A 25,787-nucleotide genomic window follows, 5' to 3' on the forward strand; every position below is an offset into this window, starting at 1 on the left:
CGTAAATCCTACCGAGCTTGAAGCGTTTGCTTCCAGTGATTGAGCTCAGCTGCTGGCAGGTATTCGGACTTAAGAGCTGTTAGCCTAGTGCCTCGACTTCCCGCATATTCCTCCATGCAGTGTCTATTGAGGGGTCGTTCTCTTTTACCGCTGCGCGTCAGTTCTGGAGTTACACCAGATTCCCTTGTTTCAGCCATCTATACCTCCAGATAGCACCAGCTTGGAGCCGATGTTATTCAGCTATTGATATTTTGTCTAGTTAAGATTGGTATAAGCTATAGTTTTTACAGCAGGTTAGTGTCGTGATTACGAACCAACACTGGACATCAAGCGGGGATTGAATAAAATCTGCGCTCTCAAATAAAACGCACTAAGCACAGGCAATAACCCAAAGGTAATAATCATGGCTACTCTTGATGTAAACCCACAACGCTACCAAGAACAACTGGCAGAAAAAGTTGAGCGCCTTACCGAAATGTTCGCTCCTTACAACGCGCCAGAATTGGAAGTGTTTGAATCTCCAGAGCAGCACTACCGTATGCGAGCAGAGTTCCGTGTTTGGCATGAAGGTGAAGACCTTTACTACATCATGTTCAATCAAGAGACTCGAGAAAAGTACCGCGTCGATCAATTCCCTGCGGCGAGCCGTTTAATCAACGATCTCATGCCTTTGCTCGTTGATGCAATGAAAGACAACGATTCACTGCGTCGTAAACTGTTCCAAGTTGACTTCCTCTCTACACTGAGCGGTGAAATCTTGGTTTCTCTTCTTTACCACCGCCAGCTCGATGATGAGTGGACTAAGAATGCTAAGGCGCTTAAGCAACGTTTAAATGACGAAGGCTTCAACCTCAATATTATCGGTCGTGCGCGTAAGATGAAGATTGTTCTCGACCGTGATTACGTGATCGAAAAACTGGATGTAAATGGCAAGCCTTACATCTACCAGCAAGTTGAAAACAGCTTCACTCAACCAAACGGTAAAGTCGCAGAGAAGATGCTTGAGTGGGCCGTCGACTGTACTCAAGACAGCCAAGGTGATCTGCTGGAGCTATACTGTGGCAACGGCAACTTCTCTCTTGCGCTGGCGCAAAACTTTGAGCGCGTGTTAGCCACCGAGCTAGCTAAGCCTTCGGTTATCTCGGCGCAATACAATATTGCAGCCAACAAGATCGACAACGTGCAAATTCTGCGCCTTTCTGCTGAAGAATTTACCGAAGCGATTGAAGGCAAACGCGAATTCCGTCGTCTAAAAGATGCGGGCGTGGATCTTAAGAGCTACAACTGCAACACGATTTTTGTCGATCCACCACGTGCAGGTATGGACATTGACACGTGTAAGATGGTGCAAGGCTATGAGCGTATCTTATACATCTCATGTAACCCAGAAACCTTAAAAGAAAACTTAGACGTATTGAGTGAAACCCACAACGTGACTCGCTTTGCTCTGTTCGACCAGTTCCCATTTACCCACCACATGGAAGCGGGTGTGATGCTAGAGCGTAAATAGGCGCTTTGCTGAAACAAAAAACGAGCCATTTAGGCTCGTTTTTTAATATCTAGAATCGACTTTCTATGACTCAGCTTTTGCTGTTGTCGGAGTTAGAAAACCCAGTTTCTTTGCAACCCACAGCAACAAACCCAGCGTGATGAAGATCGCTAGCATGTTTGAACCCGCATCTGGGTACTGAGCCTTGATAAAGGCCGAGTGACCGAATGCTCCAACAAAGAAACACGCTAGGCCCACTAGCGGGATATCTTCTGATACAGGTTTACTTAGATACTCTTGGTACAGCGTCTGAACAGCTAGTACTAGAGCAATGAGTGGAAAAATTGAGAAAGAAACTTGGCTCATTGTTAGCCAAGACAGCATTGCGTCCCCACACATACCCGCAACAAGTGCCAGCACTAGGGTTTTCTTCTCAGAACCACGATTAACTTGGTTTGTTTCGTTCGACATTAATCTATCCCACCTTTTAATCGGTTACGTTCACGTTCTTTGCGATACCAATAAGCCCCTTTGGCCATCATTCGCAACTGCATAATTAGACGCTCGGCAAGCTCGTCGCGTTCACGTCCTTCTAAATCTAAAGCTTCTGCGCCAGAGTTAAAGACCAAGGTAACCGATGCTTCGGCTTGAGTGAAAGCTTCTTCACGGGTCATCCCTGTACCGATAAGGTACTCCGTTAACTCAGCTGAAAAATGTTGAATTTCTCTCGCGACTGCTGCACGAAACTCCGCAGAGGTGCCAGAGCGCTCACGCAGCAATAAACGAAAGACGTTGGGGCTACTCTCGATAAATTCCATAAAGGTTTCTACCGATGTGCGAATCACACTGCCCTCTTTAACAATGCGCTGGCGAGCCTGACGCATTAATTGACGAAGCAATAAACCGCCTTCGTCCACCATAGTTAACCCGAGCTCATCCATATCTTTGAAATGGCGATAGAATGAGGTGGGAGCGATTCCCGCTTCTCGTGCGACTTCTCGTAAACTGAGGTTAGAGAAACTTCGATCTGCACAGAGCTGACTAAAGGCGGCATCAATCAATGAACGACGCGTTTTCTCTTTCTGCTGTGCGCGGATTCCCATGGATTTCATAACTACGGATCTTTTTCTTATTTTGGTAGCCTTTAATATACAACGATTGACTTAGGGAGATAACCCAAAAATCTCGCTCTGTGACTACCGAGGGCAATTAAACCCAGTTCCACTCAATTTTCAATCTTTTCGAGTTCAATTAGAGATATACCGCATTCCTTTCTCAGATTTGAACGAATCTACGTGATCTCACCGACTCTCTAGTCGGCTGGTAGTGTACGCATTAACGGAATCAGTTAAAATCTCGCTACAGCAATGTTAAGACTATATAACAAGGAAAAAACTATGGCGGAGAGCAACCACTTTGATGTAATCGTAATTGGTAGTGGTCCCGGCGGTGAAGGGGCAGCGATGGGGTTAACCAAAGCGGGATTGAATGTTGCCATTGTCGAGAAAGAAAGCAGTGTGGGGGGCGGCTGTACCCACTGGGGCACCATTCCATCAAAAGCATTACGCCATGCCGTGAGCCGTATTATCGAGTTCAACAATAATCCGTTATTTTGTCATAACAACACCAGCCTACATTCGACCTTTTCAAACATTCTTGGTCACGCTAAATCAGTCATCGATAAACAGACTCGACTGCGCCAAGGATTTTACGACCGAAACCAATGCTCTTTGATTTTTGGTACTGCGCGCTTTATTGATAAGTACACCATAGCGGTCATGCAAAGTGACGGTACTGAAGAGACTTACAGTGCCGATCGATTCGTAATTGCCACAGGCTCTCGCCCTTACCAGCCCGCCGATGTGGACTTCATGCACGAGCGCATTTATGACAGTGACTCCATCTTGAGCCTCAAGCACGACCCGCGACATATCATCATTTATGGCGCAGGCGTTATCGGTTGTGAGTATGCGTCTATTTTCCGCGGATTGGGGGTGAAAACGGATTTAATCAACACCCGCGATCGTCTCCTGGCTTTCCTAGATAACGAAGTCTCAGATGCCCTTTCTTACCACTTCTGGAACAGTGGCGTGGTCATTCGCAATGATGAAACTTACGAGAAAATCGAAGGCACCGAAGATGGCGTAATTGTCCATCTTGAATCGGGTAAAAAAATGCGTGCCGATTGCATCTTGTACGCCAACGGCCGAACCGGTAACACCGACAAACTCAATTTATCAGCGGTAGGCTTAGAAGCGGACTCTCGTGGCCAGCTAAAAGTCGATGGCAACTACCAAACTGAAGTCGAGCACGTCTATGCCGTGGGCGATGTGATTGGCTACCCTAGCTTGGCAAGTGCGGCGTATGATCAAGGTCGCTTCGTGGCACAAGCCATTACCAAAGGTAAGGCTGATGGGAATTTAATTGATGATATCCCTACAGGGATTTACACGATTCCAGAGATCAGTTCAGTGGGTAAAACCGAGCAAGAGCTCACTGCCGCTAAAGTGCCTTACGAAGTGGGCCGCTCATCGTTCAAACACCTTGCGCGCGCCCAGATCGCAGGCAAAGACATTGGCAGTTTGAAGATTCTTTTCCACCGCGAAACCAAGGAAATTTTGGGCATTCACTGCTTTGGCGAACGCGCTGCGGAAATCATTCACATCGGTCAGGCTATTATGGAGCAAAAGGGCGAAGCGAATACCATCGAATACTTCGTCAACACGACATTCAACTACCCAACCATGGCGGAAGCTTACCGTGTTGCAGCATTAAATGGATTAAACCGCCTGTTTTAAGGTTTTAAAGGCTCAAACCTAAACAAAGCCGCACTTCCATTGAAGTGCGGCTTTTCTATATCTGCGACCTATGACGCTTACTGATTTAAGTAAGCCGCATGAAACTCCAAATGATCATCAATGAAGCTAGAGATAAAGTAATAACTGTGGTCGTAACCGGGCTGCATCCGCACTTGCATCTCAGAATCGTGCGCCTTCGCAGCCGCAATCAATGCTTCTGGCTTTAATTGCTCAACCAGAAAGCCGTCTGCCTCACCTTGATCGACTAAAATCGGTAGCCTCGCTTGAGCCTGTTTCAAAAGCTCACTTGCGTCGTACTCCTTCCACGCCTCAAAATCACTTCCTAGGTACGCATTGAATGCTTTTTGCCCCCAAGGACATTGCATTGGATTACTGATCGGACTGAACGCAGAGATAGAACGGTAAGCATTAGGATTTTTAAGACCAATGGTAAGCGCACCATGCCCACCCATGCTGTGACCCGAGATAGATTTGACTGTCGATACGGGGAAATTTGCTTCAATCAACGCTGGGAGCTCTTCGGTGACATAGTCGTACATATGATAGTGACGAGACCAAGGCTCCTGTGTGGCATTCAAATAAAAGCCTGCACCTTGCCCCAAATCGTAGCCGTTATCATCCGCGACATCACCACCACGCGGGCTAGTATCTGGAGCAACAATCGCAATCCCCAACTCTGCCGCCTTACGAAATGCGCCTGCTTTCTGCATGAAGTTTTCATCCGTGCAGGTCAATCCCGATAACCAGTATAGAACTGGAACAGGCTGCGCCTTAGATGCATTAGGCGGTAGAAAAATCGCAAAGCGCATATCGCAATTGAGACGAATTGATGTATGTGTGTATTGTTTATGCCAACCACCGAATACTTTGGCTTGGCTAATGTTTTCTATGGTCATGTCCACCTCAAGGGTTCATTCGACAATAAAAAGAAACGCCCGTATTTAAGGGCGTTACCTTTAAAAAGTGATTACTTATCCATGTGAAGAACAGTACGGATAGATTCACCTTTGTGCATCAATTCGAATGCTTCATTTACGTCTTGTAGACCCATGGTATGCGTGATGAATTCTTGCAGACCAAACTCACCCGCCATGTAACGGTTTACAATTTCAGGGAGCTCTGAACGGCCTTTAACGCCACCGAAAGCAGAGCCACGCCATACGCGTCCTGTCACGAGCTGGAATGGACGAGTTGAGATCTCTTGACCAGCCCCGGCAACACCAATGATGACTGACTCCCCCCAACCTTTATGGCAGCACTCCAAGGCTTGACGCATGACGTTGACGTTACCGATACACTCAAACGAGTAATCAACGCCGCCGTCAGTCATCTCAACGATGACTTCTTGAATTGGCTTATCAAATTGCTGTGGATTAATCACATCAGTTGCGCCAAGTTGCTTCGCAAGATCGAACTTGCTCTCGTTGATATCGATACCGATGATGCGACTCGCTCCAGCCATACGTGCACCGATGATCGCCGACAAGCCAATACCGCCTAAGCCGAAAATGGCTACGGTATCACCTTGCTCAACTTTTGCCGTGTTAAGCACCGCCCCCATACCCGTCGTCACACCACAACCGAGAAGACAAACTTCTTCCAGTGGCGCTTCTTTGTTTACTTTCGCTAGTGAGATTTCTGGTAGTACCGTGTACTCAGAGAAAGTAGAACACCCCATGTAGTGGAATATGGTCTCACCGTTGATAGAGAAACGGCTTGTGCCATCTGGCATCAGACCTTTACCTTGAGTTTCGCGCACGGCCTGACAAAGATTCGTCTTACCCGACTTACAGAATTTACACTCGCCACACTCTGCGGTGTAAAGAGGAATAACATGATCACCGACTTCAACGCTTGTCACACCCTCACCCACCATTTCGACGATACCGCCACCTTCGTGACCAAGAATCGATGGGAAGATTCCTTCAGGATCCTCACCCGATAAGGTAAATGCGTCAGTATGACAAACGCCTGTCGCAACAATACGAACAAGCACTTCGCCAGCTTTCGGAAGTTGTACATCGACCTCTTCCATTTTTAGCGGCTCGCCAGCAGCCCATGCAACCATTGCTTTGGATTTGATATGAGTTTGACCCGGTTTAAGTTCAAGTGCCATTGGAGTTTCCTTCAAATAGGGAGTTAGGATGACGTAATAAGCGTAGTCGAGCTTTCGTCTTACTTCTGCGTCGTTGTATGGCAATTATTTTAGGCACTTATTCAACAATGATAATCCGTGCAACCTGCAAATCATTATTACCTATTTGTAATAATCGTTGCGATGGACAAAAAAACCGAGTCCTAAGACTCGGCCATTGCGACGCAATAATGCTATACGAGGAACTGCTCTTTTCGCCACTGGCTAAATAATACCGCCCCTAAAGTGATGCCTCTCATCGCCATAAAACTCAGCATCGCCATCCATAAAGCGTGATTACCTAAGTCGCTCGCAAAATAAAAGATAGCGAAGAAACTGCAGGTCGATACAAACATACTGTTGCGCATCTCTTTCCCTTTAGTGGCACCAATAAAAATGCCATCCAACAGAAAGCACCACATCGAAACAAGCGGCATCGCCACCAGCCACGGTAGATACTCCAGCGCCATCGCATGCACTTGTTGAATGTCCGTGATCACACTGATCAAGCGCGATCCAAACATGGCAAACACCAGAGTGAGTAACGTGCAAATCACCAAACTCCAAAAGAAGGTCCCGATCAATGAGTCACTCAGTTGTTGCCTGTCTTTAGCACCAATGGCTTTACCAACCATTGCCTCCATCGCATAGGCAAAACCATCCATGCCATAAGAAATCATCATCAGAAAGCTCATCAACACCGCATTGGCAGCAACAATCTCATCACCAAAACTTGCACCTTGAAAGGTCATAAAGGTGAACGTGGCTTGTAAGCATAAAGAGCGCAAAAAGATATCGCGATTGAGTTTAACAAAACGGGTTAAGCCGTTGGCACTGTCTTTCACCAACAGCAACAAGTTAGGTAATTGCTCGCGCTGCCACTTGCGCCAAACGCAGTAGAGTCCAAATGTCATCCCAGTATAATCTGCGATCACAGACGCCAGAGCTGCGCCCTCGACTTTCCAACCAAAACCAATGACAAAGAGAACATCCAACGCAATATTCGTGACATTGGCGATGATCACCATCCACATTGGCGCTTTGGCATTTTGTGTTCCAAGCAGCCAACCAAGCAGAACAAAGTTAGCCAATACCGCAGGAGCACTCCAAGCACGAATAGAAAAGTATTGCTGACCATAGTGCTTGACTTGGTCACTGGCACTGCTAAAAGAAAACACCCAATCAGCAATCAATTGATGAAACAAGAGGAAAACAGTCGCAAAGCCGAGCGCCATCAGCATGCCTTGGCTAAACACTAAACCAAGCTGATGTTTACTACCCGCTCCATATGATTGCGCCGCTAAACCCGTAGTCGACATACGTAAAAAGCCGAGTAACCAAAAGGTCACACTGATCATGGTGCTTCCTAGCGCCACACCACCGAGATACCAAGCGTGGTCAAGGTGACCGATCACCGCAGCATCGACCAAGCCCAACAACGGAACGGTAATGTTAGAGAGAACCATGGGGATCGCGAGCAGTAGCACTTGTTTGTGCACATCGCGATTTGAGAGAGTCTGAAGTATTTGCACGTTGCCACTCTAATAAGGATTGAATGGCAAGTGTAACGGGATCACCAGCGAAGCTGAACTAATACTGGTGTAAGTCGCTGCTTAAGTGGATGCAATTTTGTGAGCCATCGTTGCCATAGCTTCCAACGACCACAATCTCGCTCTAGAGGAGAATAGGTTTTCACCCAGCGAGACCAAGGTAAGTAGTTAAGCATGGCTTGGTTAGGGTTACTGTAGCCATGCGCATAGTGACCTGCCCCCATTTTTTGACCTAATTTAGACGCGCTTAAGTCCCCTGCCAGCACCACGCAAGCTCTAGCACTATCAAAGTGACAGCCAAGCGCTTGGACGAACTTAGCCACTTCTCGCTCAGTGCAATCAAGTAACGCGTGTTCACAAACGATCATAACCGGGGTTTTATCCGGGATAGGTAAGAATTCAAGCCAAGTGAGATCGCTGACACTGCCACAGACATGATGGTAGCGCTCACTTTTATGAAACAGCTTTTGCCGCCAGAGCAAGTTTTCTGTCACATCGAGCTCTAACCAATGGCAGCGACCGTTATCAACGCGGTAAAAACGCGTATCTAAACCCGCACCGACGTTAATAATCCAGCCATCTGGGTTGCGCTTAATGAAGGCTGAGACTTGTTGGTCACACAGTTGCGTTAGGGTAACGTGGAGGAGTTGCTTTTGGTCAATATCACCAGAAAAGCATTCGGGAGCAAGATGACAACGTTGGCAAGCGCGTGCTGCAATAGGATCGTAAACCAATCCATTATCGACCAAACTTTCACGGCTGCGAAGCCACAAAGGCTGCAATAAATTTGCCGGGATTTGATAGCGATGCTGAGCTAAATTTTGATTCGCCGCCATTATCATCTTCCTTCCATAGCAAGAGAGAAGATGATAATGAATATCAATTACAAAATCAACAAGTGAGAATGAATCTCATCTTTTGAGTTACATCCAATCGGTATTTCGGATGATGCCTACAGCTAAACCTTCAATCGATAGGTGCTGAGAAGTTAAATCCACCTTGATCGGTTCAAACTCTTCGTTCTCAGCATGGAGCAAGACTGTAGAACCTTTGCGTTCAAGGCGCTTAACCGTCACATCTTCATCAACGCGAGCTACAACCACTTGACCATCACGCACATCTTGCGTTTTGTGCACAGCTAATAAGTCACCGTCCATAATGCCGATATCTTTCATACTCTCGCCATTTACACGCAGCAGAAAGTCAGCTTGAGGTTTAAACATGCTAGGATCGACTTGATAGTGCGTTTCAACATGTTCTTGAGCCAAGATGGGTTCACCTGCAGCGACTTGACCGATTAGCGGCAAGCCTTGCTCATCATTGGCGGCATCTTCAAGTAGGATACGGATCCCGCGCGAAGCGCCAGGAATTATTTCTATCGCTTCTTTACGAGCAAGCGCTTTTAAATGTTCCTCAGCGGCATTTGCTGAGCGGAAGCCAAGCTCACGTGCAATCTCAGCGCGTGTCGGTGGCATACCGGTGTCATCAATTTTACTTTTGATTAGATCAAATACTTGTTGCTGGCGTGGCGTTAACGGCTTCATAAGTCACCTGTCTTTTTATACAGTTAACTGTGAGTATATCCAGTAATCTTTGAAATGAAAAGCAAATTGATTGTTTTTTGAATAGCTTACCCATCACGACAATTTTTCCACAGACCGAGACTCGCCTTCCCGCACGCCAACGCAACATGACCGAGCCTGTCGCACGTTTAAACTCATTGACTCAACTCATACCGGATAGGAGGCTTAGCCAAGCAGGCTGTTTCACTTTTTACTTTACCGACATCAAAGTGAACAAATTCGTCGGATGAATGGATTTGGCGAAAATTGACGTTTTACTGGTCAATTTTAAGTAAAAGGTTCGACCAGTTTCTGATATCCTTGCTGGCTAAAAATATCCGCTTGGGCGCATCCCCACTTCTATACTTGAGAATTGGAAATGCGCTTATGCTATTTATCTATTTTGAGGCTCAGAAGCTTTATGTCTTCCGGACAATCATTTTCTCGTTCTTTACTGAAACTGCCACTGTCAGTTTTGGTAAAGGGGACAGCTATTCCTGCCAACCCGATTGATGATCTCAATATCGACATCAATAAACCGATCATCTATGCACTGCCGTACCGTTCAAACGTTGACTTAATCACACTGCAAAAAAAGGTGGTGGAGTTAGGACTCCCTGACCCGTTTGAATCCGTGGAAATCAACGGTAAATCATTCAAGCGCTTTGTGTTTACTTCATCTCGTGAAACCGTGATGAACAGTGACCTAGACGTACCTAACGAGTCGATCGCACAGTTTTCGGACTTACTCGAACAGCACAAACTCGATTCAGAGCTTGATGTGCAAGTGATTCCGACAACCGTTTTGTGGGGTCGTAAACCAGGTAAAGAGTCGCAGCAGAAACCTTACTTGCAATCACTCAACGGCCCTCAAAAAGCCAAAGCCGTTATTTTGTCAGGTCGCGACTGCCTAGTGCGTATCAGCCCTGTTGTATCACTTCGATATATGGCGGACTCTCACGGCACCGATACGTCTATCGCACACAAACTCGCGCGCGTTGCACGCATACACTTTTCCCGTCAAAAGCTGGCGGCATCAGGGCCAAACCTGCCGAGTCGTCAGGCTCTGTTTAAACGCCTGATGAAATCAGAAGCGATCGAACAAGCCATTCTCGACGAAGCTAACTCGAAAGACATCCCGATCGAGAAAGCGCGTAAAGAAGCCCATGCCATCATGGATGAGATCGCCGCCGACTTTTCTTACTCGCTGATTAAAAACGGTGAGCGCATCTTAGGTTGGTTATGGAATCGTATCTACCAAGGCTTGAACATCACCAATGCCTCTACGGTGCGTAAGCTCGCCCAAGATGGCCACGAGATTGTTTATGTTCCGTGTCATCGTAGCCATATGGACTACCTTCTACTGTCCTACGTGCTCTACCGTGAAGGGATGGTTCCTCCGCATATTGCTGCGGGCATCAACTTGAACTTCTTCCCAGCGGGACCGATTTTCCGTCGTGGCGGTGCGTTCTTTATTCGCCGTAGCTTCAAAGGCAATAAACTCTACTCAACGATTTTCCGCGAATACTTAGCAGAGCTGTTTGCCAAAGGCTACTCGGTTGAGTACTTCAGTGAAGGAGGCCGTTCACGAACAGGTCGCCTACTGCAGGCCAAAACGGGCATGCTCGCGATGACCATTCAAGCCATGCTGCGCGGTTTAAACCGTCCTGTCACCCTGGTTCCGGTCTATATTGGCTACGAGCACGTGATGGAAGTGGGCACTTACGCCAAAGAGCTTCGCGGCAAACGCAAAGAGAAAGAGAACGCGGGGTTAGTCCTGCGCACAATTCGCAAACTGCGCAATTTTGGCCAAGGTTACGTGAACTTTGGTGAGCCAATTCCGCTAAACCAATACCTCAATGAGAAAGCGCCAGAGTGGAGCAAAGACATCGATCCTATGGGTAGCACTAAGCCTCAGTGGCTTAACCCTGTGGTGAATGACTTAGCGACCAAGATGATGACTCATATTAACGATGCGGCGGCAGCCAACGCGCTGACCTTATGTGCAACAGCCTTGCTTGCCTCTCGTCAACGCGCATTGTCCCGCGACAGCTTGGTCAATCAAATTGATTGTTACTTATCGCTGCTGAAAAATGTGCCTTACTCGTCGACTTACACGGTACCGAGTGAAGATGCAGAAGCGCTGGTGAAACACGCAGAGTCACTGGATAAATTCCTGATTGAGTCAGACTCGATGGGCGATATTATTTCTCTCGATCGTAACCAATCGATCTTGATGACTTACTACCGCAACAACATCATCCACTTGTTAGCGTTACCATCGCTGATTGCTCAAATGCTCGTGCGCCAGCAACAACTGTCTCTTGAGCAGATCAAAACTAACGTGGCATTGGTTTACCCATTCCTCAAACAGGAGCTTTTCCTAAGTATTGAGGAAGAAAAACTGGGCGAGATGACAGAAGCCTACATCGAAGAATTGGCTCGTCAAGGCGTAGTGACGGTAGACGCAGAGCAAAATGTCGCGATTCGCCAAGCCAACACTCAAGTGCTGGTTCTGCTCGGTCGTACCATTACTGAAACTCTTCAGCGCTACTCTATTGCTCTGAACTTGTTGGTTGCCAACCCAGAATTGGGTAAATCGGATCTAGAGCAAAAGAGCCAAGATATCGCTCAGCGCTTGGGTCGCTTACACGGTATCAACGCACCTGAGTTCTTTGATAAAGGGGTGTTCTCATCAATGTTCAGCACCTTGAAGCAGCAAGCTTACCTCGATATCGATGGCAACTGTGACAAACAGCGATGCCAGACATTGGCCAAGCTGCTTTACTCTATGCTTTACCCAGAAGTGAAGTTGACCATCAAAGAGAGTATCTGTCAGACGACAGAACAGAAATAAACAAAAAGGGCATCTCGATGATGCCCTTTCTTTTAAATAAACGCGATTAGCAATCCAATCGCGATAACCATACCGACATAATTATTGTTGAGGAAAGCCCGAAAACACAGCTCTCTTTCGCGATGACGAATCAGGTGCTGTTGGAAAACAAACAAGGCACCTGCAATCAACAAGCTCCAATAGAAACTAGCCCCCAATTGATACCAAACGCCGAGGTAAATCAGCATGGCCAAGGTGATCAATTGCAAAACACCGATCACCATCTTGTCGAAACGACCAAATAGAATCGCTGTGGATTTAATCCCAATTTTCAAGTCGTCGTCGCGATCCACCATGGCATACTGCGTGTCATAAGCGATGGTCCATAGCGCATTAATGGCAAAGACAAACCAAACCACCATTGGCAGCTCATTTGCTTGCGCCGCCCAAGCCATCGGAATCGACCAACTGAAAGCCAAACCCAAAAATAGCTGAGGCAGATGAGTGAAGCGCTTCATAAACGGATAGATAAATGCCAGCACTATCCCCGCAAAAGAGAGCGCAATGGTGAGCGGGTTCATGGTTAGCACTAACAAGAAAGAGGCAACGCCCAAGATGATAAACAGCGTGATCGCTTCTTTGGAAGTAACCCGCCCTGAAGGTAATGGCCTTTGGCTAGTACGCTTAACATGACCATCTACTTTTCTGTCAGCAAAGTCATTAATGACGCACCCAGCAGCACGCATAAACACAACACCTAAAATAAACACCACTAGCACTTTAGGATCGGGCACCCCTTGCGCGGCGATGATCAATGCCCACAAGGTCGGCCAAAGCAGAAGCAAGGTGCCAATTGGCTTATCCATCCGCATCAATTGCCAATACGCCTGAGCCTTACTCGCCGTCATGCCATTTCTCCTTGGTGTACATTGGCGCTGTGGGTAAAAAGAGTTCCGCAACCAACATAGGTTTATGATTCATCCATAATCTTGAGCGACGCGCGAGCATGTCACCTTGTGGTGTGTTTGCCCACCCGACTTGTAACGCATCTCGCTTAACGTTATCTGCGCTGAACACCGTCAAACCCAAAGGGATCTCCCCTTGCTGTGCGAGGTCATGTTGTTGATCCTCCATTGAGGAAAGCGGAATTAAGGTCCGACCCAGCACCCAAGCCTCTCCGTCACCATTTAATACTACCTTACGTAGCAAACAGGGCTCTTGGTTCAACAAGTCAACTTCTTGATGATTCAGCTTCTCCGCTTTCACAATTTTGTTGTGGACAAGGTCAACCGTTAGACCATCGCAATAGGAGCTGAGCAAACGTGACAATGAGCCCTGTTCCAGCAGCCACTGCTTGGAAATCGCGTCGGGAAAGTTAAACTCAGCCGGTTCTTGCCAGCTTACTTGGCGCAATGCAGATAAATAGAGCGCAATCAATTGATTCATACTAGTATTCAATAAGTAGCCTTATCGGCGTACAATAAAGCTTCGATCTGAAGTGTTAACCACCACATCGAGTACTTAACGCATTTTTATTACAAACAGATGCTCCATTGTAACAAGACTCTGGCGATTCGAGTATCGTGATTGGAAGAAAGAAAAGTTATAAATATGATTAAACGTTACCTAGCCCAAATATTTGTCGCATGGACACTGTTGATAAGTCTTCCTACACTCGCTGAGGAAGAAGGGGTTCCAAAGCTCGCGTACTTTACACTTGAACCGGATCTAACGACCAACTTTTACACCAAGGGCAAAAAGCTCGGCTACATTCAGGTGCGCATCGATATTATGGTTGCAGCGGAAACCGACTTGGCCATTATTGAGTTGCACCAACCTCTGATTCGAGATGCCGTCATTGAGCTATTGGGTCAACAGTCAGAAGACACCATCACTTCGCTCGCCGGTCGTGAAGATTTACGTAAATCGTTAGTCGAGCAGCTAAACTCCATCCTACTGCCTGAAACGGGGAAAACGGTCATCGCAGACCTTCTCTTTACCAAGTATCTCTATCAGTAGCGAGCGAGTCAAAAGACGATAAAAAAGCGGCTAACTGCCGCTTTTTTGATGTTTGTTGTAACGCTCTGCATCCAGTAATCCGATTGCTACCCCCGCCAGTAATCCTGCCAGGTGTGCGGTATTGGCGATGGCCATAAATGGCTGAACAAAACCGAGTACGAGCCAGACCAACATAAACCCAATCACAGGCTTTGGCATGCTTAAACCCAATTGCGGGGCTTTGTAGCCGATCATCCAAAGATAACCAACCAAGGCATAAACCACACCTGACAAGCCACCAAAGTTAGCGCCTTCTACCCAGTATTGACCCGCGCCAGATAATGCTGCTGACACCACAAACAATTGAAGAAGCTTGCCAGAACCTAAGCGCTGCTCAATATCGCCCCCCAACTGCCACCACCATAGTAAGTTGAAGGCGATGTGTATTACCGAAAAATGGAGTACTGCGTGACTCATCCAGCGCCACAGTTGCCACTCTTGTCCCGCAAACGCAGGAAAATGGAGCGCAGCAAAGACCGAATCCCCGGCCCCCAACTGCTGCATGGTAAAGATAACCACACAAATCAGCATGATGGCTAAAGTCATTGGCCCCGCTTTGGCTTTGATCATCGCCAGCATGCTCGGCGAGCGATAGGTAAACTGGTTGGTTCGTGATTCGGCCATATCCCATGATGCCGCTTGATATTTGGCATCATTAGGATTAGCCAAGAAGTGATTGAGCTCGGATTCGGCTTCAACTTGGTGTTCAGGATTACTCAACCACAAAGCAAACTGACCTCCTCCCTCGGGCATCATCTTAATATCGATCTGGCGAGAAGCCATATAATCGATAAAGGCTTGTGCCATTCTTGGGTTTGTTAATGAGATCAGTCTGACCATAACATCTTCCTAGTTCATGTTGGATTCAATCGGCAAGTTGGCACGCTGCCAAGCTTCAAAGCCGCCATCCACACTATACACCTGCTCAAAGCCTTGGTTAACCAAATACTGTGCTGCGCCTTGGCTACTGATACCGTGATAGCACATCACCAATACAGGCTGTTCGAACTCCACATCATTCATAAACTGGACAATGCTGTCGTTGGTAAGGTGATAAGCAGACTGTGGATGCGCGACAGCAAAGGATTGCGGATCTCGAATATCCACCAAGCGCGCTTCTCCTTGCTCTAGTAGGGCTTGCGCGCCCGCCACATCGATATGTTTAAACTGGTCCATTGACTTTCTCTTTAGGGAATTATTATTTGCTGCCATTGTAACCTATCCAGTGCTCAACAAGTACACGAGGTTAATAAGGTTATCCACTGGCGTTTGTTTATTAACCATCTGTGGATAATTTTGTGGATTACGTTGATAAAGTATGATTCTAGAAATGGATCCACTACATGTAGTGATGATCCTTATTTAAATGTGTGTAAAAGTAAAAGTATCCCCACCAGTCGATTGCTCTCTGTGCCTTTATTCACCCTGCTTTCTGACATCTAGCAAAGAAATTTACCACAGAGTTACCCACAGGAAGGTCTGGCTATTTTCGATCCAAATCTTCCCTCAATCGGTGCAATTTTCGATCGGCAATAAAAAAGCCGAGATCATTTGATCTCGGCTTTTCTGAATCTTGCGCTATGTGGGGTTAAAAATCACCGACCGCCACTTTCAGCTTCTTCATCGCATTCTTTTCTAACTGACGAATGCGCTCTGCAGATACGCTGTAGGTCTCAGCTAATTCTTGCAGCGTCGCTTTGTTGTCGTCCAACCAACGAGAACGGACAATGTGTTGGCTACGCTCATCCAAACTCGCCAAAGCTAAGCTCAAACGATTGTTAGTGTGCGCTTCCCAGTTTGCCGCTTCAACGTTGTCAGCCACATCTGACGCTTTATCTTCCAAATAAAGTACTGGGGCTGTGTACGACGTACCAGTATCGTCATCGTCCGCTTGCATTTCAAATGTCGAGTCTTGCGCTGCTAAGCGAGACTCCATTTCGCGAACCTCTGAAGGCTCAACGCCAAGCTCTTTTGCAACAGTTTCAACTTCACCGTTGTTAAACCAACCTAGACGCTTTTTCGACTTACGCAGGTTGAAGAACAATTTACGCTGAGCTTTGGTCGTGGCAATTTTCACGATACGCCAGTTACGCAAAACGTACTCATGAATTTCGGCTTTGATCCAATGAACAGCAAATGACACAAGACGAACACCTACCTCTGGATTAAAGCGTTTTACGGCTTTCATCAGGCCGATGTTACCCTCTTGTACTAAGTCTGCCATTGGCAAACCGTAACCAGAATAACCACGAGCAACGTGCACAACGAAACGCAAGTGCGAAAGGATAAGTCCTTTAGCCGCCTCGATTTCACCGTCGTAATGCAGTTTCTCTGCGAGTTCACGTTCCTCGTCAGCAGTCAGCATTGGGTAGCTGTTTACTTTGCGGATGTAGCTGTCCAAGCTATCTTGTGTAACTACAGCCATTGGGTACGCTTGGTTAGTCATTCAATTCCTCATCAATCTCTGATCTGGAGTCATTTTTAACCCGATAATCTTGAACCTAAAATGAACAGGTTTCAAGCAAGGGAAAGTAATTATGCATAAACAAATTGTTTACACAAGTAAAAGTACACGGTAGCGTCTACTTTTTCAAATAGTAGGACACGCTGAAATTAAACTGGTTCAATTTCTTTTAGATGACGTTGCGCAGACACTTTCGCAGCTAGGCATCCAATGAAAGTTCCCAGCATTAAAAGCAGTAAGCTTTCATCCCAGCTCAGCCCAATGAGTCTGAAGCGGCTATCATAAAGTAAAGCCAATTGCTCGACACTGCTGTTCAGTAAAACTGTGATAATCGCCGTTAAAATCCACGCAGACAGCGCACCTAACAAGCCAAACCACATACCTGAATACAAGTAAGGGCGCAAAATAAAGCCATTGGTTGCGCCAATCAGTTTCATGGTTTGAATCTCTTCTTTATTGGCTAATACGTTGAACCTTAGCGTATTGCCCACAATGAGAAATACCGAACCCAACATCAATAACGACAGCGTAATCACAATGCCGCTGACTAAGTTTTTGATTGCGTCAAGGCGCGTTAGCCAATCTTCATCCATCCGAACATCAGTAATATCTTCTTCCGCGCGGATTAGGCTAGCGAGCTCTTTCACCTTGGCTTTCTCTTCCATGCTCGGAGTGATTACTAACACCCCTGGCAAGGCGTAATCATCCAACAACGAGATTGCTTGCTCAAAGCCTGAATACTCACTCAAATCATTAAGACCTTGCTGCGGCGAAATATATTGCACGGCCGCGACTTCTTTCATGCTCTCAAGATTATCTTTCAAAATCATGATGCGAGCTTCTGGTGTGCTTTCCGCAATATAGCCACTGATTTGAGAAGGGCTGGTGACATGTGACGAAGCCACTGACAGGTTTTTACCAAGCAAATAGAGCGCCGATGGCAACGCCAAAGCCATAGAGATCACAGCAAGCGTAAGAAGATTGCCCAATGGTCGCTCGGTGAACTCCAATAAAGAGGCTTTTGCTTGCTTGAAATGAATGGTCAGAAAACCATCGCGCTTGACTCGATTCACCGTTCGCGCTTTGGTTGCTTTGCGGTTACGGGTGTTACTGGCCATAATCTTCAACCTCGCTCAAAAAGCCTTGGTTCAGTTCAAGGTGACGATATTGTGGGCGAGTATTCACTAACCCAATATCATGCGTGGCTAGAAGAATCGTCACGCCGGCGCGGTTAAACTCTTCAAGTAATTTCAATACGCGACTCGACAGCTCTGGGTCTAAATTACCCGTAGGCTCATCAGCCAATAACAAGGTAGGGCGATTGACCACCGCGCGAGCAATACCCACACGCTGCTGCTCACCACCAGATAACTGGCTAGGAAGACACTTAGCTTTGTCCAGCAGGCCCGTCTTATCCAGAGCGGCATTCACTCTGCGCTTTATTTCGTGCTCGGAGATCGACTCAATGCGCATTGGCAGCGCGACGTTGTCATATACAGGGCGATCCATCAGCAAGCGGTGGTCTTGGAAAACAATACCGATGTTACGACGTAAAAACGGGATATCTTTATTGGGAATACGTGTAATGTCGTGATCGTTGAAGTAAATCTTCCCATCCGTTGGGCGCTCAATCGCACAGATCAATTTAAGCAAGGTGCTTTTGCCCGCACCAGAATGACCACCTAAAAAGGCCATTTCTCCACGACGCAGATGAAAGTCGACTTTTTGCAGCGCTTGACGACCACCACGATACGCTTTACTGACTTGCTGAAACTTTATCACCCGTAATTCCTCTTACGAACTTTTCTACTTTCGTGATTCCCAATCCATAAAAGTGACCGTTCATTGGTCACTTTTATGGAGCAGACAGTTAGTCTTCGCGACTAAACAAAGCGTCGATAAACTCTTGGGTTTCAAATGGGCGTAAATCGTCGATGCCTTCACCGACTCCAATGTAGCGGATTGGGATCTGGAATTGGTCTGCCAACGCGAAAATAACGCCACCTTTCGCCGTACCGTCTAGCTTAGTCAGAGTGATACCGGTAAGCGGCGCAACGTCGCTAAACAGCTTCGCTTGGCTAATCGCGTTTTGCCCAGTCCCCGCATCCAAGGTCAACATGATTTCATGTGGCGCTGAGCCGTCCACTTTCTGCATCACTCGAACAATCTTACGCAGCTCTTCCATCAAGTTCGATTTGTTTTGTAGGCGACCCGCGGTATCCGCAATCACCACATCCACGCCTTTTGCTTTGGCTGACTCAATAGCATCATAAATGACAGAAGCGCTGTCTGCTCCCGTATGCTGAGCAACGACTGGGACATTATTACGTTCACCCCAAACTTGCAGCTGTTCAACGGCCGCGGCGCGGAAAGTATCACCTGCGGCAAGCATCACTTTCTTACCTTCAGCTTGGAACTGTTTTGCTAGCTTACCAATTGTCGTGGTCTTACCAACACCGTTCACACCGACCATCAAGATCACGTATGGCGTTTTTGACGTATCCACTTCGAGCGGCTTTTCTACTGTCGATAAGATTTCCGCCATCTCTTCTTTCAGTAGACCATATAGGGCTTCACCATCTTTCAATTCTTGGCGCGACGCTTTTTCCGTTAGGCTATCGATGATCTTGGTCGTGGTATCCATACCAACATCAGCAATCAAGAGCTGCTCTTCTAACTCTTCAAACAGGTCATCATCGATCTGTTTTCCTTTGAACAAGCCAAAGAAACCGGCGCCAATATTGGCTTTCGTGCGTGCAAGGCTGCGCTTTAGTCGTGCGAAAAAGCTTTCCGTCGGCTTTTCTTGCTCTACTACGCGAGGCTCTTGCGGTTCCGGCTGCTCATCAACTGGAGCCTCTTCAACTTTTTCTTCTGCTTCTGCTTCTGCTTCTGCTTCTGCTTCTGCTTCTGCTTCTGCTTCTGCTTCTGCTTCTGCTTCTGCTTCTGCTAGTTTAGTGTTCTCTTCCTGAGGCGCGTCTTCAATAGGTTGCGTCTCTTCGGCAACAACATCACTTTCTACTTGTTGTTTCTCATCAACCGGTTGTTTTGCCTGGTCATCATCACCAAAGCCAAGCCAAGAAAGTAATCCGCGCTTCTTTTTTTCCGTCATCTGGGGCTATCCTAGATTGTCTTATATTTACTCTGTGACTCTTTTCTCTTGGGATTATCCCAAACAAGAAAAGAAAAATGACAACAGAGTGAAAAGTTTCCAGCGTATTGGCGATGGGGTACACTCTGTCATCAATGAATTTTGGGCTGTACTCAGGGCTTAATTGCTGAGCGACTGGGTATAGTATCACTTTATTAGCGGTCAAAAAATCTATGGTAAGACGTCGCCAGCAAAACACATCACAAAAAAAGCCATCCACAGGCTTCGTTCGTATCATTAGTGGCTTATGGAGAGGCCGAAAGCTGCCTGTCCATGATGCAGAAGGATTACGCCCAACGACTGATCGCGTTAAAGAAACCCTCTTTAACTGGATCGCGCAAGATGTACCCAAAGCCAAATGTTTGGATTTGTTTGCAGGTTCCGGTGGTCTGAGTTTTGAATCAGCGTCTCGTCAAGCAGAGCATGTGACCATGGTAGAGCTCAATACCGCGGCATTTAAACAGCTCAAACAAAACATCACCGCATTAAAGGCCACCAATATTAGCGCACACAACACCGATGCGTTGAGCTTTCTAAAACAGCCAGGAACGCCGCATCACGTGGTTTTCATTGATCCTCCGTTTCGTAAAGGATTACTCGACGAAACCGTGGCCTTGCTGGAGCAGAATAATTGGCTGGCGGAAGGCGCGATGATTTATATTGAAACAGAAAAAGAGTTGGCATTAGAGTCGATTCCGGCACACTGGCAACTGTATCGAGAAAAGACGGCTGGCCAAGTGTGCTACCGACTATTTGAGCGACAACAAGACTCGTAAGGACGTCGTCATGAAAGCATTACTACTACTCGCCAAAGCGGCTATTGGCTTTGTTTGGTTTATTTTGGTTCTCAACATTTTTATGCCCTTTCCAGGCAATGCCGCTATCGCGCTTTATATTATGGCGGCGTTCCTGTTGTTCATGCACGGTCTGCAAATGCTGATATTCATCGGAGCGTTTGGAGATAAGATCGCCATGAGCAAATGGGAAAAATGGTCGATTCTTATTTTTGGTATCTTTGCCTTGCTCGATATCCGACGTAAATACATGTCCTAAGAACAAAAATGCCGCGAAGTCGCGGCATTTTTTATCTCTTAACCTAAATAGCTTTTTACACCATCGAGGAACATTTGGGTTGAAATCATAATCAACAAAAGTCCCATCAAACGCTCAATAGCTTTGAGTCCGCGCTCGCCCAAAATCCTATGGAAGAAACCATAGAACATCAATACCACAAACGTCACTCCCCAAGCTAACAGTACGGCAGCTGATAACTCTAAAAGCTTGTCGGGGTGCTGACTAGAAAGCAGCAGTAGCGCAGCGATTACCGATGGCCCTGCAATCATTGGAATCGCCATCGGAACAAAGAAAGGCTCTTCACCTGCCGCTAAGCCAACAATACTGCCGCCCGTTGGGAAAATCATCTTGATTGCGATGATAAAGAGAATAATCCCGCCCGAGATACTCAGCGTTTCTGGTGCAACGTGAAGGAAGTTGAGGATGCTCTTTCCTGCAAAGAGGAACAGCATCAAAATACCCAGCGCAAATAGAAGCTCTCGGATTAACACTTTGCGGCGACGTTTCGGATCTAAGTGCTTCAGTATAGACAGCACAATCGGCAAGTTGCCTAGCGGGTCCATGATGAGAAACAACATAGTCGCGGCAGAAATTATATCCATGGATTAGCCCCCAAAGCAGCACGGTTTGAATAGATGAACAAAAAGACGGCGAAGTATAGCAACGTCGCACGTTAATTTGGAGGCAAAACAGATTGATTCAGTGAATAGAGATTAAATAAGCGTACTTACAGCGATCAATGACCACACACACGACCCATATTGACAGACCATTTACTATCATGCTGGACAATTTTCTGTTTTTGAATAAAGAACGTCAGCAACGCGTCTAGGTCAAAGCCATTCAATTTACAGGTTCGAAACATCGCGTGTTCACCGAACTCTTGATTCACTGCTTGACGCAGCTCCGCCTCACTCATTGGCTTTTCTCTAAGTAAGTTTAGAACGTTATGTGCATGTATTTCCGTCATGACTGCTTTCTCCGACAATGGCATTGCGGCAAAGCATAATCGTAACCAGAGAAAAGAACTTTGATTTTAGATAATCAAAGAAGCGGTAATCAAAGCGTGCGCCAGTAGGTAGCTACCAGAGATGAGATAACGGCCAAAGGCTATCGGATGTCGATAATCATGAACCGCAAGCAAGCCTGCAGAAAGTGTCAGGATAATGGTACCAAGAAAACCAAGTGAGCCAGACACGGTGCCTGAAAACAACCAAACCTCTCCCGCAGCCCAATTCAACTGCAGCAGCATCATCCCCATGATCACAACGGGGAAAATCAGTTTATCGATTTTAGGTAGCATTAGGAAAAACACCACAATACCAATGGCAAGAAGCATGGCTGGTAACCACCACACAATTTCCCCTGACAACTGCTGCCAAAAAGAAGTGCTGTAACACAGCTGAGCGCCGATATACGCCGAAAAGCAGAGTCGCTTGTGCTTATTAAAGAGATAGAGACTGTCCGCGAGCGCAGAAATGATAAGCCCGAGCGTCACCCACCATGCAGCAAGCCCAACCAGGCTTTCTTGGCTCCATAGCATGACCACCAGCATGAACATTGTCAGCGTTTTAAACACCGCTGCTTGCATCTTCTGATTGCTTTCACTGGCTGAAATACTAATAAAACCTGATAGTGCGACTGAAAGCCAACTCCACATGCGACCACCTCTTTTAAACTGAGTCGCTAGTGTAGGGAGGGCGCTTCATATGTCCAGAGTGGGAAAGTAAAACTTGGATCTCGATTATGCTTCTACACGTTTGCATTTCTATCTGCAATATCAGGTCAGGGCCAGCGCCAGCCGATTAAAAGCCCCAAAAAGACCATTTTATACACCGACAAGGATGAAAATATAGGATAGTAACAAAACCCTCCTTGCTCAACGAAAAAACAAACAAGAAAAACAAGAATAAACAACTATAAAACAACAACTTAAATAAAAAAACACAAAAACTAGAAGCACCCTTTCCTCTCGTTTTACTTCCAGTTTTATCACTCATACTCTAATGGAACAAACCAAATAATGACATCAATTCTCATCCACCAAGAAAATACCAGCAAAACCTACAACAAACTCTAAAATATCAACATCAAGAGACAACTAAGCCCCAAAAGAACAACAAACCTTTTATTAACACAAATAAATATAGATTATATTTGAATTAAAACAACAGGTTAAATGCAAAACAACGACATAAGAACAAATAAAAACCAGCTCAAAAGTAACGATTTAAAATTGAAAAAATGCCTAAATAAACCCATAAGTACAAGTTTAAATTTGATTTTTTAAGCAGTAAGCAAAGAAAAACTTGATCAAACCATAAAAACATTGCTATTCTAAAAAGCATAGAGTTAAACATCACTATTAAGGAGCAGTGTTATGATTACTTCTTCACAAAAACAAGGACTTGTAATGATCGCGGTTGTTGTTGGCCTAATGACGCTGCCGATGATGTACTAGTCAGATTACAGAAAACAAAAAGGGACGCTTTCGCGTCCCTTTTTGTTACAAAGCAGATAAAACGATCAGATTCAGTTCAATAACTAGACACACGTCTAATTACTCTCCAACCCTAAAATGTCCCACTTTTCTGGCGTTTATTGTAAATGCTTCGATAAAACATCCCAATGTGCATAATAGAAAAATAATGCCGCGACAGTGATGAGTGTCATCAAGGTGATGGCCGCCCGCCATACAAAACGACTGCTACGCGGAGTCAGCTCTTTTTCACACTCATCGCACGTGGTCAAAAAATCTCTCTGGCTATCGAGTTTGTAGTCTTCTTCGTGCACAACTTTATTGCGAATGGTCGCAATATAGCGCAGCTTACTTATGACATCGTGAGGCAATCGCTCTTCACAACTGGTGATAAGTTGATGAAGTCCTTTGCCTTCCGCGTGATACTGGGTACGAAGCAGCTTTTCCAACTTACGTGTGCGGATAACAACTTTCTCTATATCAGACATGGCTTCCCTCCATCGCTAGTAAAGTTTAGGGGCAAAACAAAGCCTTTTACAACTTCGAGTCTCCACTCTTGGTTAGCCTTTGTTCTTACAGTCACTGCGAATTATTATCTCCCTTTTCATTGCTGGACAAAATTGTTCCCCTAGTAAATTAATGTAAAGGAATCAATTACTAGCTATATCAGGATACTGACAATTTTCCCAATCCCTTGTGATGTGCGTCTAATAAATCATTCAAGATACGCACCAACTTATCACTCAATTGCGCCAAGCCTCATCTCTAATACAAATAACCGCTAGAATAGCCAACATTAGAAGGGAGATCTCATCATGCCAATCACACTGATTGTTGCGATTCTTGTGTTCATTTTAGTGAGTGCTTGGGCATTCCAGCGTTTTTTTAGTAAGCATATTCAAGGGCAAGGAGCTCCAGAGCAAACGGCTGAAGTGACCGTTTTGGATAAGCAAGCGATTGAAATTGAGGACCCAGCACCAGGGCAAGATGATCAAGAATATTGGATATACGTTCAGAAAGGGCGTTTGGGGCCAAAGCGTGAATTCCAAATTGGCATCCATTATTACCACGCACTTAACCCCGGAGACAAAGGCACACTCACCTACCAAGGTGACAAATTCCTGCACTTTGCGCTAAAGCGTTAACTAAGGAAGCAACCATCTTGTTTTAGCGGAGCGAGACAACAACCAACTGGTAAACAGTGCTCCTCCGCCACTCAACACAATCCACACCGGAATCACCCAACCTGGGTGCCCCTGATACCAAGCATACTCTTTCATTGGCCATAAAAAGATAGGATGAAGAATATAAATCCCAAGACTGTGCTGGCTAATAAAACTAATCACGTGCTGAGCTCGCTCAGATAACCCTTCACCAAAGTATCGACAAAGCATAAAGACCATGCTAGCTGCCGCAACCACATTGAGCGTTTTATAGGACAACCAGCGACCAACCGTGTATTTATCTGCTGCCAGGCTATTGGTCACCACCATATAAACCGTAATGGCTAACGCCGCGCAGCCAAGCAAGCTCACTAGCGCTACGCTGCGTTTGGTTAGCGGTATTCTCTGCCATAGAATATAGCCAAGTGGTAAGTACCCACTATAGAGCCAGAGTTCATGACTCCAAAACCCATCAATCCCCATCAAGTAAAGCAGCGTTGTAACTAACCAAAGGACGGTGAACAAATATAGTGGCGTATCATCTTCGCGCTTCACTACCCATTGGAAGATGGGAATCACAAAGTAGAGCGGGATAAAGTAGTAAAAGAAACCAAGGTGATAGTAGGTCGCATGCTGAGGGCTATTGAGCAGAACCTCTTGGGAAACTTTGACGTCAAAACCGTTGGCTGTCCAACCTGAGAGATAACCATAAAATAGCGACCAAATAAGAAATGGCACCAAAACCTTCCCTAAACGCCGCTTAACATAGTAGTGAGGATCAAAAGGTCGCTTATCACTCAACATCAAAGCGCCGGAGATCAAAATGAACACAGGAACAGCCCAACGTGTCACTCCGTTTGTTGCAACAGCCGTAAACCACTCGTCAAAAGGAATGACTCCCAGTTCATGGCGATACGGCGCTAGCACATGGATGGCAATCACAGCCACAGCCGCCACGCAGCGCAGCAAGTCAAAAAACTGGACACGTTCTCTCATTATTCAACCTCAGTG

The 25,787-nt window shown here is 46.2% G+C and carries 27 protein-coding genes and 1 riboswitch; of the genes, 7 read left to right on the forward strand and 20 right to left on the reverse strand.

The features are described from left to right. Window positions 1-36: 36 nt before the first annotated feature. A riboswitch (cobalamin riboswitch) is annotated at window positions 37-235 on the reverse strand. 168 nt (window positions 236-403) lie between these two features. Then, window positions 404-1,510 (forward strand): tRNA (uridine(54)-C5)-methyltransferase TrmA, encoded by a 1,107-nt coding sequence (gene trmA, locus U9J37_RS10485; protein WP_005476631.1) that lies wholly within the window; start codon window positions 404-406, stop codon window positions 1,508-1,510. Window positions 1,511-1,573: 63 nt separating this feature from the next. Here trmA and U9J37_RS10490 read toward each other — a convergent pair whose 3' ends face one another. Then, entirely contained in the window at window positions 1,574-1,960 is a 387-nt protein-coding gene (locus U9J37_RS10490; protein ID WP_005476634.1) for a YijD family membrane protein, read from the reverse strand. Then, a complete protein-coding gene (fabR, locus tag U9J37_RS10495; protein WP_005476630.1) occupies window positions 1,960-2,601 on the reverse strand; it encodes an HTH-type transcriptional repressor FabR in 642 nt (213 codons plus the stop codon). The genes U9J37_RS10490 and fabR overlap by 1 nt, the downstream gene beginning before the upstream one ends. Before the next feature lie 255 nt (window positions 2,602-2,856). On the opposite strand from fabR, the gene sthA reads away from it, so the two are divergent. Further along, window positions 2,857-4,287: a Si-specific NAD(P)(+) transhydrogenase gene (gene sthA / locus U9J37_RS10500; RefSeq protein ID WP_072016686.1), complete on the forward strand. Its 1,431-nt coding sequence runs from the start codon at window positions 2,857-2,859 to the stop codon at window positions 4,285-4,287. 77 nt (window positions 4,288-4,364) lie between these two features. Here sthA and fghA read toward each other — a convergent pair whose 3' ends face one another. The 5 genes from fghA to lexA all read right to left on the reverse strand — a co-directional run bounded on the left by fghA (window position 4,365) and on the right by lexA (window position 9,536). After that, complete coding sequence (gene fghA, locus U9J37_RS10505) at window positions 4,365-5,204, reverse strand: S-formylglutathione hydrolase (protein ID WP_005476620.1); 840 nt, start codon at window positions 5,202-5,204, stop codon at window positions 4,365-4,367. Window positions 5,205-5,275: 71 nt separating this feature from the next. Beyond that, window positions 5,276-6,424 (reverse strand): S-(hydroxymethyl)glutathione dehydrogenase/class III alcohol dehydrogenase, encoded by a 1,149-nt coding sequence (locus tag U9J37_RS10510; RefSeq protein ID WP_038140576.1) that lies wholly within the window; start codon window positions 6,422-6,424, stop codon window positions 5,276-5,278. Between the two features lie 212 nt (window positions 6,425-6,636). Then, window positions 6,637-7,908, reverse strand: a complete 1,272-nt coding sequence (gene dinF, locus U9J37_RS10515) for an MATE family efflux transporter DinF (protein ID WP_005476611.1) — start codon at window positions 7,906-7,908, stop codon at window positions 6,637-6,639. Window positions 7,909-8,015: 107 nt separating this feature from the next. After that, on the reverse strand, window positions 8,016-8,828 hold the full coding sequence (locus U9J37_RS10520; RefSeq protein ID WP_005476624.1) for a class I SAM-dependent methyltransferase: 813 nt from the start codon (window positions 8,826-8,828) through the stop codon (window positions 8,016-8,018). Window positions 8,829-8,915: 87 nt separating this feature from the next. Beyond that, window positions 8,916-9,536 carry a transcriptional repressor LexA gene (gene lexA, locus U9J37_RS10525; RefSeq protein ID WP_005476617.1) on the reverse strand — a complete coding sequence of 207 codons (621 nt, stop codon included), beginning with the start codon at window positions 9,534-9,536 and terminating at the stop codon, window positions 8,916-8,918. 439 nt (window positions 9,537-9,975) lie between these two features. Between lexA and plsB the strand changes: the two genes are divergently transcribed. Continuing rightward, complete coding sequence (gene plsB, locus U9J37_RS10530; RefSeq protein ID WP_005476632.1) at window positions 9,976-12,411, forward strand: glycerol-3-phosphate 1-O-acyltransferase PlsB; 2,436 nt, start codon at window positions 9,976-9,978, stop codon at window positions 12,409-12,411. 32 nt (window positions 12,412-12,443) lie between these two features. Here the strand turns inward: plsB and ubiA are convergent, their stop codons facing one another. Together ubiA and U9J37_RS10540 are read right to left on the reverse strand one after the other, a co-directional pair. After that, the gene (ubiA, locus tag U9J37_RS10535; RefSeq protein ID WP_038216093.1) at window positions 12,444-13,298 is read right to left on the reverse strand and encodes a 4-hydroxybenzoate octaprenyltransferase; all 855 of its coding nucleotides are present in this window, start codon (window positions 13,296-13,298) and stop codon (window positions 12,444-12,446) included. Beyond that, window positions 13,285-13,836, reverse strand: a complete 552-nt coding sequence (locus U9J37_RS10540) for a chorismate lyase (protein WP_005476626.1) — start codon at window positions 13,834-13,836, stop codon at window positions 13,285-13,287. Before U9J37_RS10540 ends, ubiA begins: the two co-directional genes overlap by 14 nt. A gap of 165 nt (window positions 13,837-14,001) precedes the next feature. Between U9J37_RS10540 and U9J37_RS10545 the strand changes: the two genes are divergently transcribed. Further along, the gene (locus U9J37_RS10545; protein ID WP_005476593.1) at window positions 14,002-14,409 is read left to right on the forward strand and encodes a flagellar basal body-associated protein FliL; all 408 of its coding nucleotides are present in this window, start codon (window positions 14,002-14,004) and stop codon (window positions 14,407-14,409) included. 30 nt (window positions 14,410-14,439) lie between these two features. On the opposite strand, the gene glpG is transcribed toward U9J37_RS10545, so the two are convergent. The 6 genes from glpG to ftsY all read right to left on the reverse strand — a co-directional run bounded on the left by glpG (window position 14,440) and on the right by ftsY (window position 20,021). Next, on the reverse strand, window positions 14,440-15,288 hold the full coding sequence (gene glpG, locus U9J37_RS10550; RefSeq protein ID WP_043887510.1) for a rhomboid family intramembrane serine protease GlpG: 849 nt from the start codon (window positions 15,286-15,288) through the stop codon (window positions 14,440-14,442). 9 nt (window positions 15,289-15,297) lie between these two features. After that, window positions 15,298-15,624 (reverse strand): thiosulfate sulfurtransferase GlpE, encoded by a 327-nt coding sequence (glpE, locus tag U9J37_RS10555; RefSeq protein WP_005476615.1) that lies wholly within the window; start codon window positions 15,622-15,624, stop codon window positions 15,298-15,300. Between the two features lie 412 nt (window positions 15,625-16,036). Next, complete coding sequence (gene rpoH, locus U9J37_RS10560; protein ID WP_038140594.1) at window positions 16,037-16,894, reverse strand: RNA polymerase sigma factor RpoH; 858 nt, start codon at window positions 16,892-16,894, stop codon at window positions 16,037-16,039. Between the two features lie 167 nt (window positions 16,895-17,061). Continuing rightward, a complete protein-coding gene (gene ftsX / locus U9J37_RS10565; RefSeq protein WP_005475599.1) occupies window positions 17,062-18,030 on the reverse strand; it encodes a permease-like cell division protein FtsX in 969 nt (322 codons plus the stop codon). After that, window positions 18,020-18,694 carry a cell division ATP-binding protein FtsE gene (gene ftsE / locus U9J37_RS10570; RefSeq protein ID WP_005475644.1) on the reverse strand — a complete coding sequence of 225 codons (675 nt, stop codon included), beginning with the start codon at window positions 18,692-18,694 and terminating at the stop codon, window positions 18,020-18,022. The genes ftsX and ftsE overlap by 11 nt, the downstream gene beginning before the upstream one ends. Before the next feature lie 88 nt (window positions 18,695-18,782). Then, the gene (ftsY, locus tag U9J37_RS10575) at window positions 18,783-20,021 is read right to left on the reverse strand and encodes a signal recognition particle-docking protein FtsY (RefSeq protein ID WP_005475614.1); all 1,239 of its coding nucleotides are present in this window, start codon (window positions 20,019-20,021) and stop codon (window positions 18,783-18,785) included. A 212-nt stretch (window positions 20,022-20,233) separates the two neighbouring features. Here ftsY and rsmD point away from each other — a divergent pair, with 212 nt between their 5' ends. Both rsmD and U9J37_RS10585 read left to right on the forward strand, forming a co-directional pair. After that, on the forward strand, window positions 20,234-20,836 hold the full coding sequence (rsmD, locus tag U9J37_RS10580; protein WP_005475597.1) for a 16S rRNA (guanine(966)-N(2))-methyltransferase RsmD: 603 nt from the start codon (window positions 20,234-20,236) through the stop codon (window positions 20,834-20,836). A gap of 10 nt (window positions 20,837-20,846) precedes the next feature. After that, a complete protein-coding gene (locus U9J37_RS10585) occupies window positions 20,847-21,113 on the forward strand; it encodes a DUF1145 domain-containing protein (RefSeq protein ID WP_005475595.1) in 267 nt (88 codons plus the stop codon). Between the two features lie 38 nt (window positions 21,114-21,151). Here the strand turns inward: U9J37_RS10585 and U9J37_RS10590 are convergent, their stop codons facing one another. The 4 genes from U9J37_RS10590 to U9J37_RS10605 all read right to left on the reverse strand — a co-directional run bounded on the left by U9J37_RS10590 (window position 21,152) and on the right by U9J37_RS10605 (window position 24,101). Next, window positions 21,152-21,736 carry a YhgN family NAAT transporter gene (locus U9J37_RS10590; RefSeq protein ID WP_005475609.1) on the reverse strand — a complete coding sequence of 195 codons (585 nt, stop codon included), beginning with the start codon at window positions 21,734-21,736 and terminating at the stop codon, window positions 21,152-21,154. A 134-nt stretch (window positions 21,737-21,870) separates the two neighbouring features. After that, on the reverse strand, window positions 21,871-22,104 hold the full coding sequence (locus U9J37_RS10595) for a YecH family metal-binding protein (RefSeq protein WP_157607885.1): 234 nt from the start codon (window positions 22,102-22,104) through the stop codon (window positions 21,871-21,873). A gap of 66 nt (window positions 22,105-22,170) precedes the next feature. Next, a complete protein-coding gene (locus U9J37_RS10600) occupies window positions 22,171-22,794 on the reverse strand; it encodes a lysoplasmalogenase (RefSeq protein ID WP_005475639.1) in 624 nt (207 codons plus the stop codon). Window positions 22,795-23,732: 938 nt separating this feature from the next. Next, window positions 23,733-24,101 carry a hypothetical protein gene (locus U9J37_RS10605; RefSeq protein WP_005475608.1) on the reverse strand — a complete coding sequence of 123 codons (369 nt, stop codon included), beginning with the start codon at window positions 24,099-24,101 and terminating at the stop codon, window positions 23,733-23,735. 327 nt (window positions 24,102-24,428) lie between these two features. On the opposite strand from U9J37_RS10605, the gene U9J37_RS10610 reads away from it, so the two are divergent. Further along, a complete protein-coding gene (locus tag U9J37_RS10610; protein WP_038140609.1) occupies window positions 24,429-24,758 on the forward strand; it encodes a DUF2500 domain-containing protein in 330 nt (109 codons plus the stop codon). On the opposite strand, the gene U9J37_RS10615 is transcribed toward U9J37_RS10610, so the two are convergent. Then, window positions 24,759-25,772: an acyltransferase gene (locus tag U9J37_RS10615; RefSeq protein ID WP_005475638.1), complete on the reverse strand. Its 1,014-nt coding sequence runs from the start codon at window positions 25,770-25,772 to the stop codon at window positions 24,759-24,761. It lies immediately after the preceding gene. Between the last annotated feature and the right edge of the window lie 15 nt (window positions 25,773-25,787).

Source organism: Vibrio sp. 16 (genome assembly GCF_963681195.1).
Classification (GTDB): Bacteria; Pseudomonadota; Gammaproteobacteria; order Enterobacterales; family Vibrionaceae; genus Vibrio; species Vibrio sinaloensis_D.

Bases quoted from the DNA above. Each gene is read 5' to 3' on its own strand.
- U9J37_RS10610 (WP_038140609.1), top strand. From the start codon at position 24,429: ATGCCAATCACACTGATTGTTGCGATTCTTGTGTTCATTTTAGTGAGT.
- U9J37_RS10585 (WP_005475595.1), top strand. From the start codon at position 20,847: ATGAAAGCATTACTACTACTCGCCAAAGCGGCTATTGGCTTTGTTTGG.
- fabR (WP_005476630.1), bottom strand. From the start codon at position 2,601: ATGAAATCCATGGGAATCCGCGCACAGCAGAAAGAGAAAACGCGTCGT.
- U9J37_RS10590 (WP_005475609.1), bottom strand. From the start codon at position 21,736: ATGGATATAATTTCTGCCGCGACTATGTTGTTTCTCATCATGGACCCG.
- U9J37_RS10520 (WP_005476624.1), bottom strand. From the start codon at position 8,828: ATGGCGGCGAATCAAAATTTAGCTCAGCATCGCTATCAAATCCCGGCA.
- U9J37_RS10595 (WP_157607885.1), bottom strand. From the start codon at position 22,104: ATGACGGAAATACATGCACATAACGTTCTAAACTTACTTAGAGAAAAG.
- U9J37_RS10540 (WP_005476626.1), bottom strand. From the start codon at position 13,836: ATGAATCAATTGATTGCGCTCTATTTATCTGCATTGCGCCAAGTAAGC.
- ubiA (WP_038216093.1), bottom strand. From the start codon at position 13,298: ATGACGGCGAGTAAGGCTCAGGCGTATTGGCAATTGATGCGGATGGAT.
- plsB (WP_005476632.1), top strand. From the start codon at position 9,976: ATGTCTTCCGGACAATCATTTTCTCGTTCTTTACTGAAACTGCCACTG.
- sthA (WP_072016686.1), top strand. From the start codon at position 2,857: ATGTTAAGACTATATAACAAGGAAAAAACTATGGCGGAGAGCAACCAC.
- glpG (WP_043887510.1), bottom strand. From the start codon at position 15,288: ATGGTCAGACTGATCTCATTAACAAACCCAAGAATGGCACAAGCCTTT.
- rpoH (WP_038140594.1), bottom strand. From the start codon at position 16,894: ATGACTAACCAAGCGTACCCAATGGCTGTAGTTACACAAGATAGCTTG.
- glpE (WP_005476615.1), bottom strand. From the start codon at position 15,624: ATGGACCAGTTTAAACATATCGATGTGGCGGGCGCGCAAGCCCTACTA.
- U9J37_RS10615 (WP_005475638.1), bottom strand. From the start codon at position 25,772: ATGAGAGAACGTGTCCAGTTTTTTGACTTGCTGCGCTGCGTGGCGGCT.
- U9J37_RS10605 (WP_005475608.1), bottom strand. From the start codon at position 24,101: ATGTCTGATATAGAGAAAGTTGTTATCCGCACACGTAAGTTGGAAAAG.
- ftsX (WP_005475599.1), bottom strand. From the start codon at position 18,030: ATGGCCAGTAACACCCGTAACCGCAAAGCAACCAAAGCGCGAACGGTG.
- rsmD (WP_005475597.1), top strand. From the start codon at position 20,234: ATGGTAAGACGTCGCCAGCAAAACACATCACAAAAAAAGCCATCCACA.
- dinF (WP_005476611.1), bottom strand. From the start codon at position 7,908: ATGGTTCTCTCTAACATTACCGTTCCGTTGTTGGGCTTGGTCGATGCT.
- U9J37_RS10600 (WP_005475639.1), bottom strand. From the start codon at position 22,794: ATGTGGAGTTGGCTTTCAGTCGCACTATCAGGTTTTATTAGTATTTCA.
- trmA (WP_005476631.1), top strand. From the start codon at position 404: ATGGCTACTCTTGATGTAAACCCACAACGCTACCAAGAACAACTGGCA.
- U9J37_RS10545 (WP_005476593.1), top strand. From the start codon at position 14,002: ATGATTAAACGTTACCTAGCCCAAATATTTGTCGCATGGACACTGTTG.
- ftsY (WP_005475614.1), bottom strand. From the start codon at position 20,021: ATGACGGAAAAAAAGAAGCGCGGATTACTTTCTTGGCTTGGCTTTGGT.
- lexA (WP_005476617.1), bottom strand. From the start codon at position 9,536: ATGAAGCCGTTAACGCCACGCCAGCAACAAGTATTTGATCTAATCAAA.
- U9J37_RS10510 (WP_038140576.1), bottom strand. From the start codon at position 6,424: ATGGCACTTGAACTTAAACCGGGTCAAACTCATATCAAATCCAAAGCA.
- fghA (WP_005476620.1), bottom strand. From the start codon at position 5,204: ATGACCATAGAAAACATTAGCCAAGCCAAAGTATTCGGTGGTTGGCAT.
- U9J37_RS10490 (WP_005476634.1), bottom strand. From the start codon at position 1,960: ATGTCGAACGAAACAAACCAAGTTAATCGTGGTTCTGAGAAGAAAACC.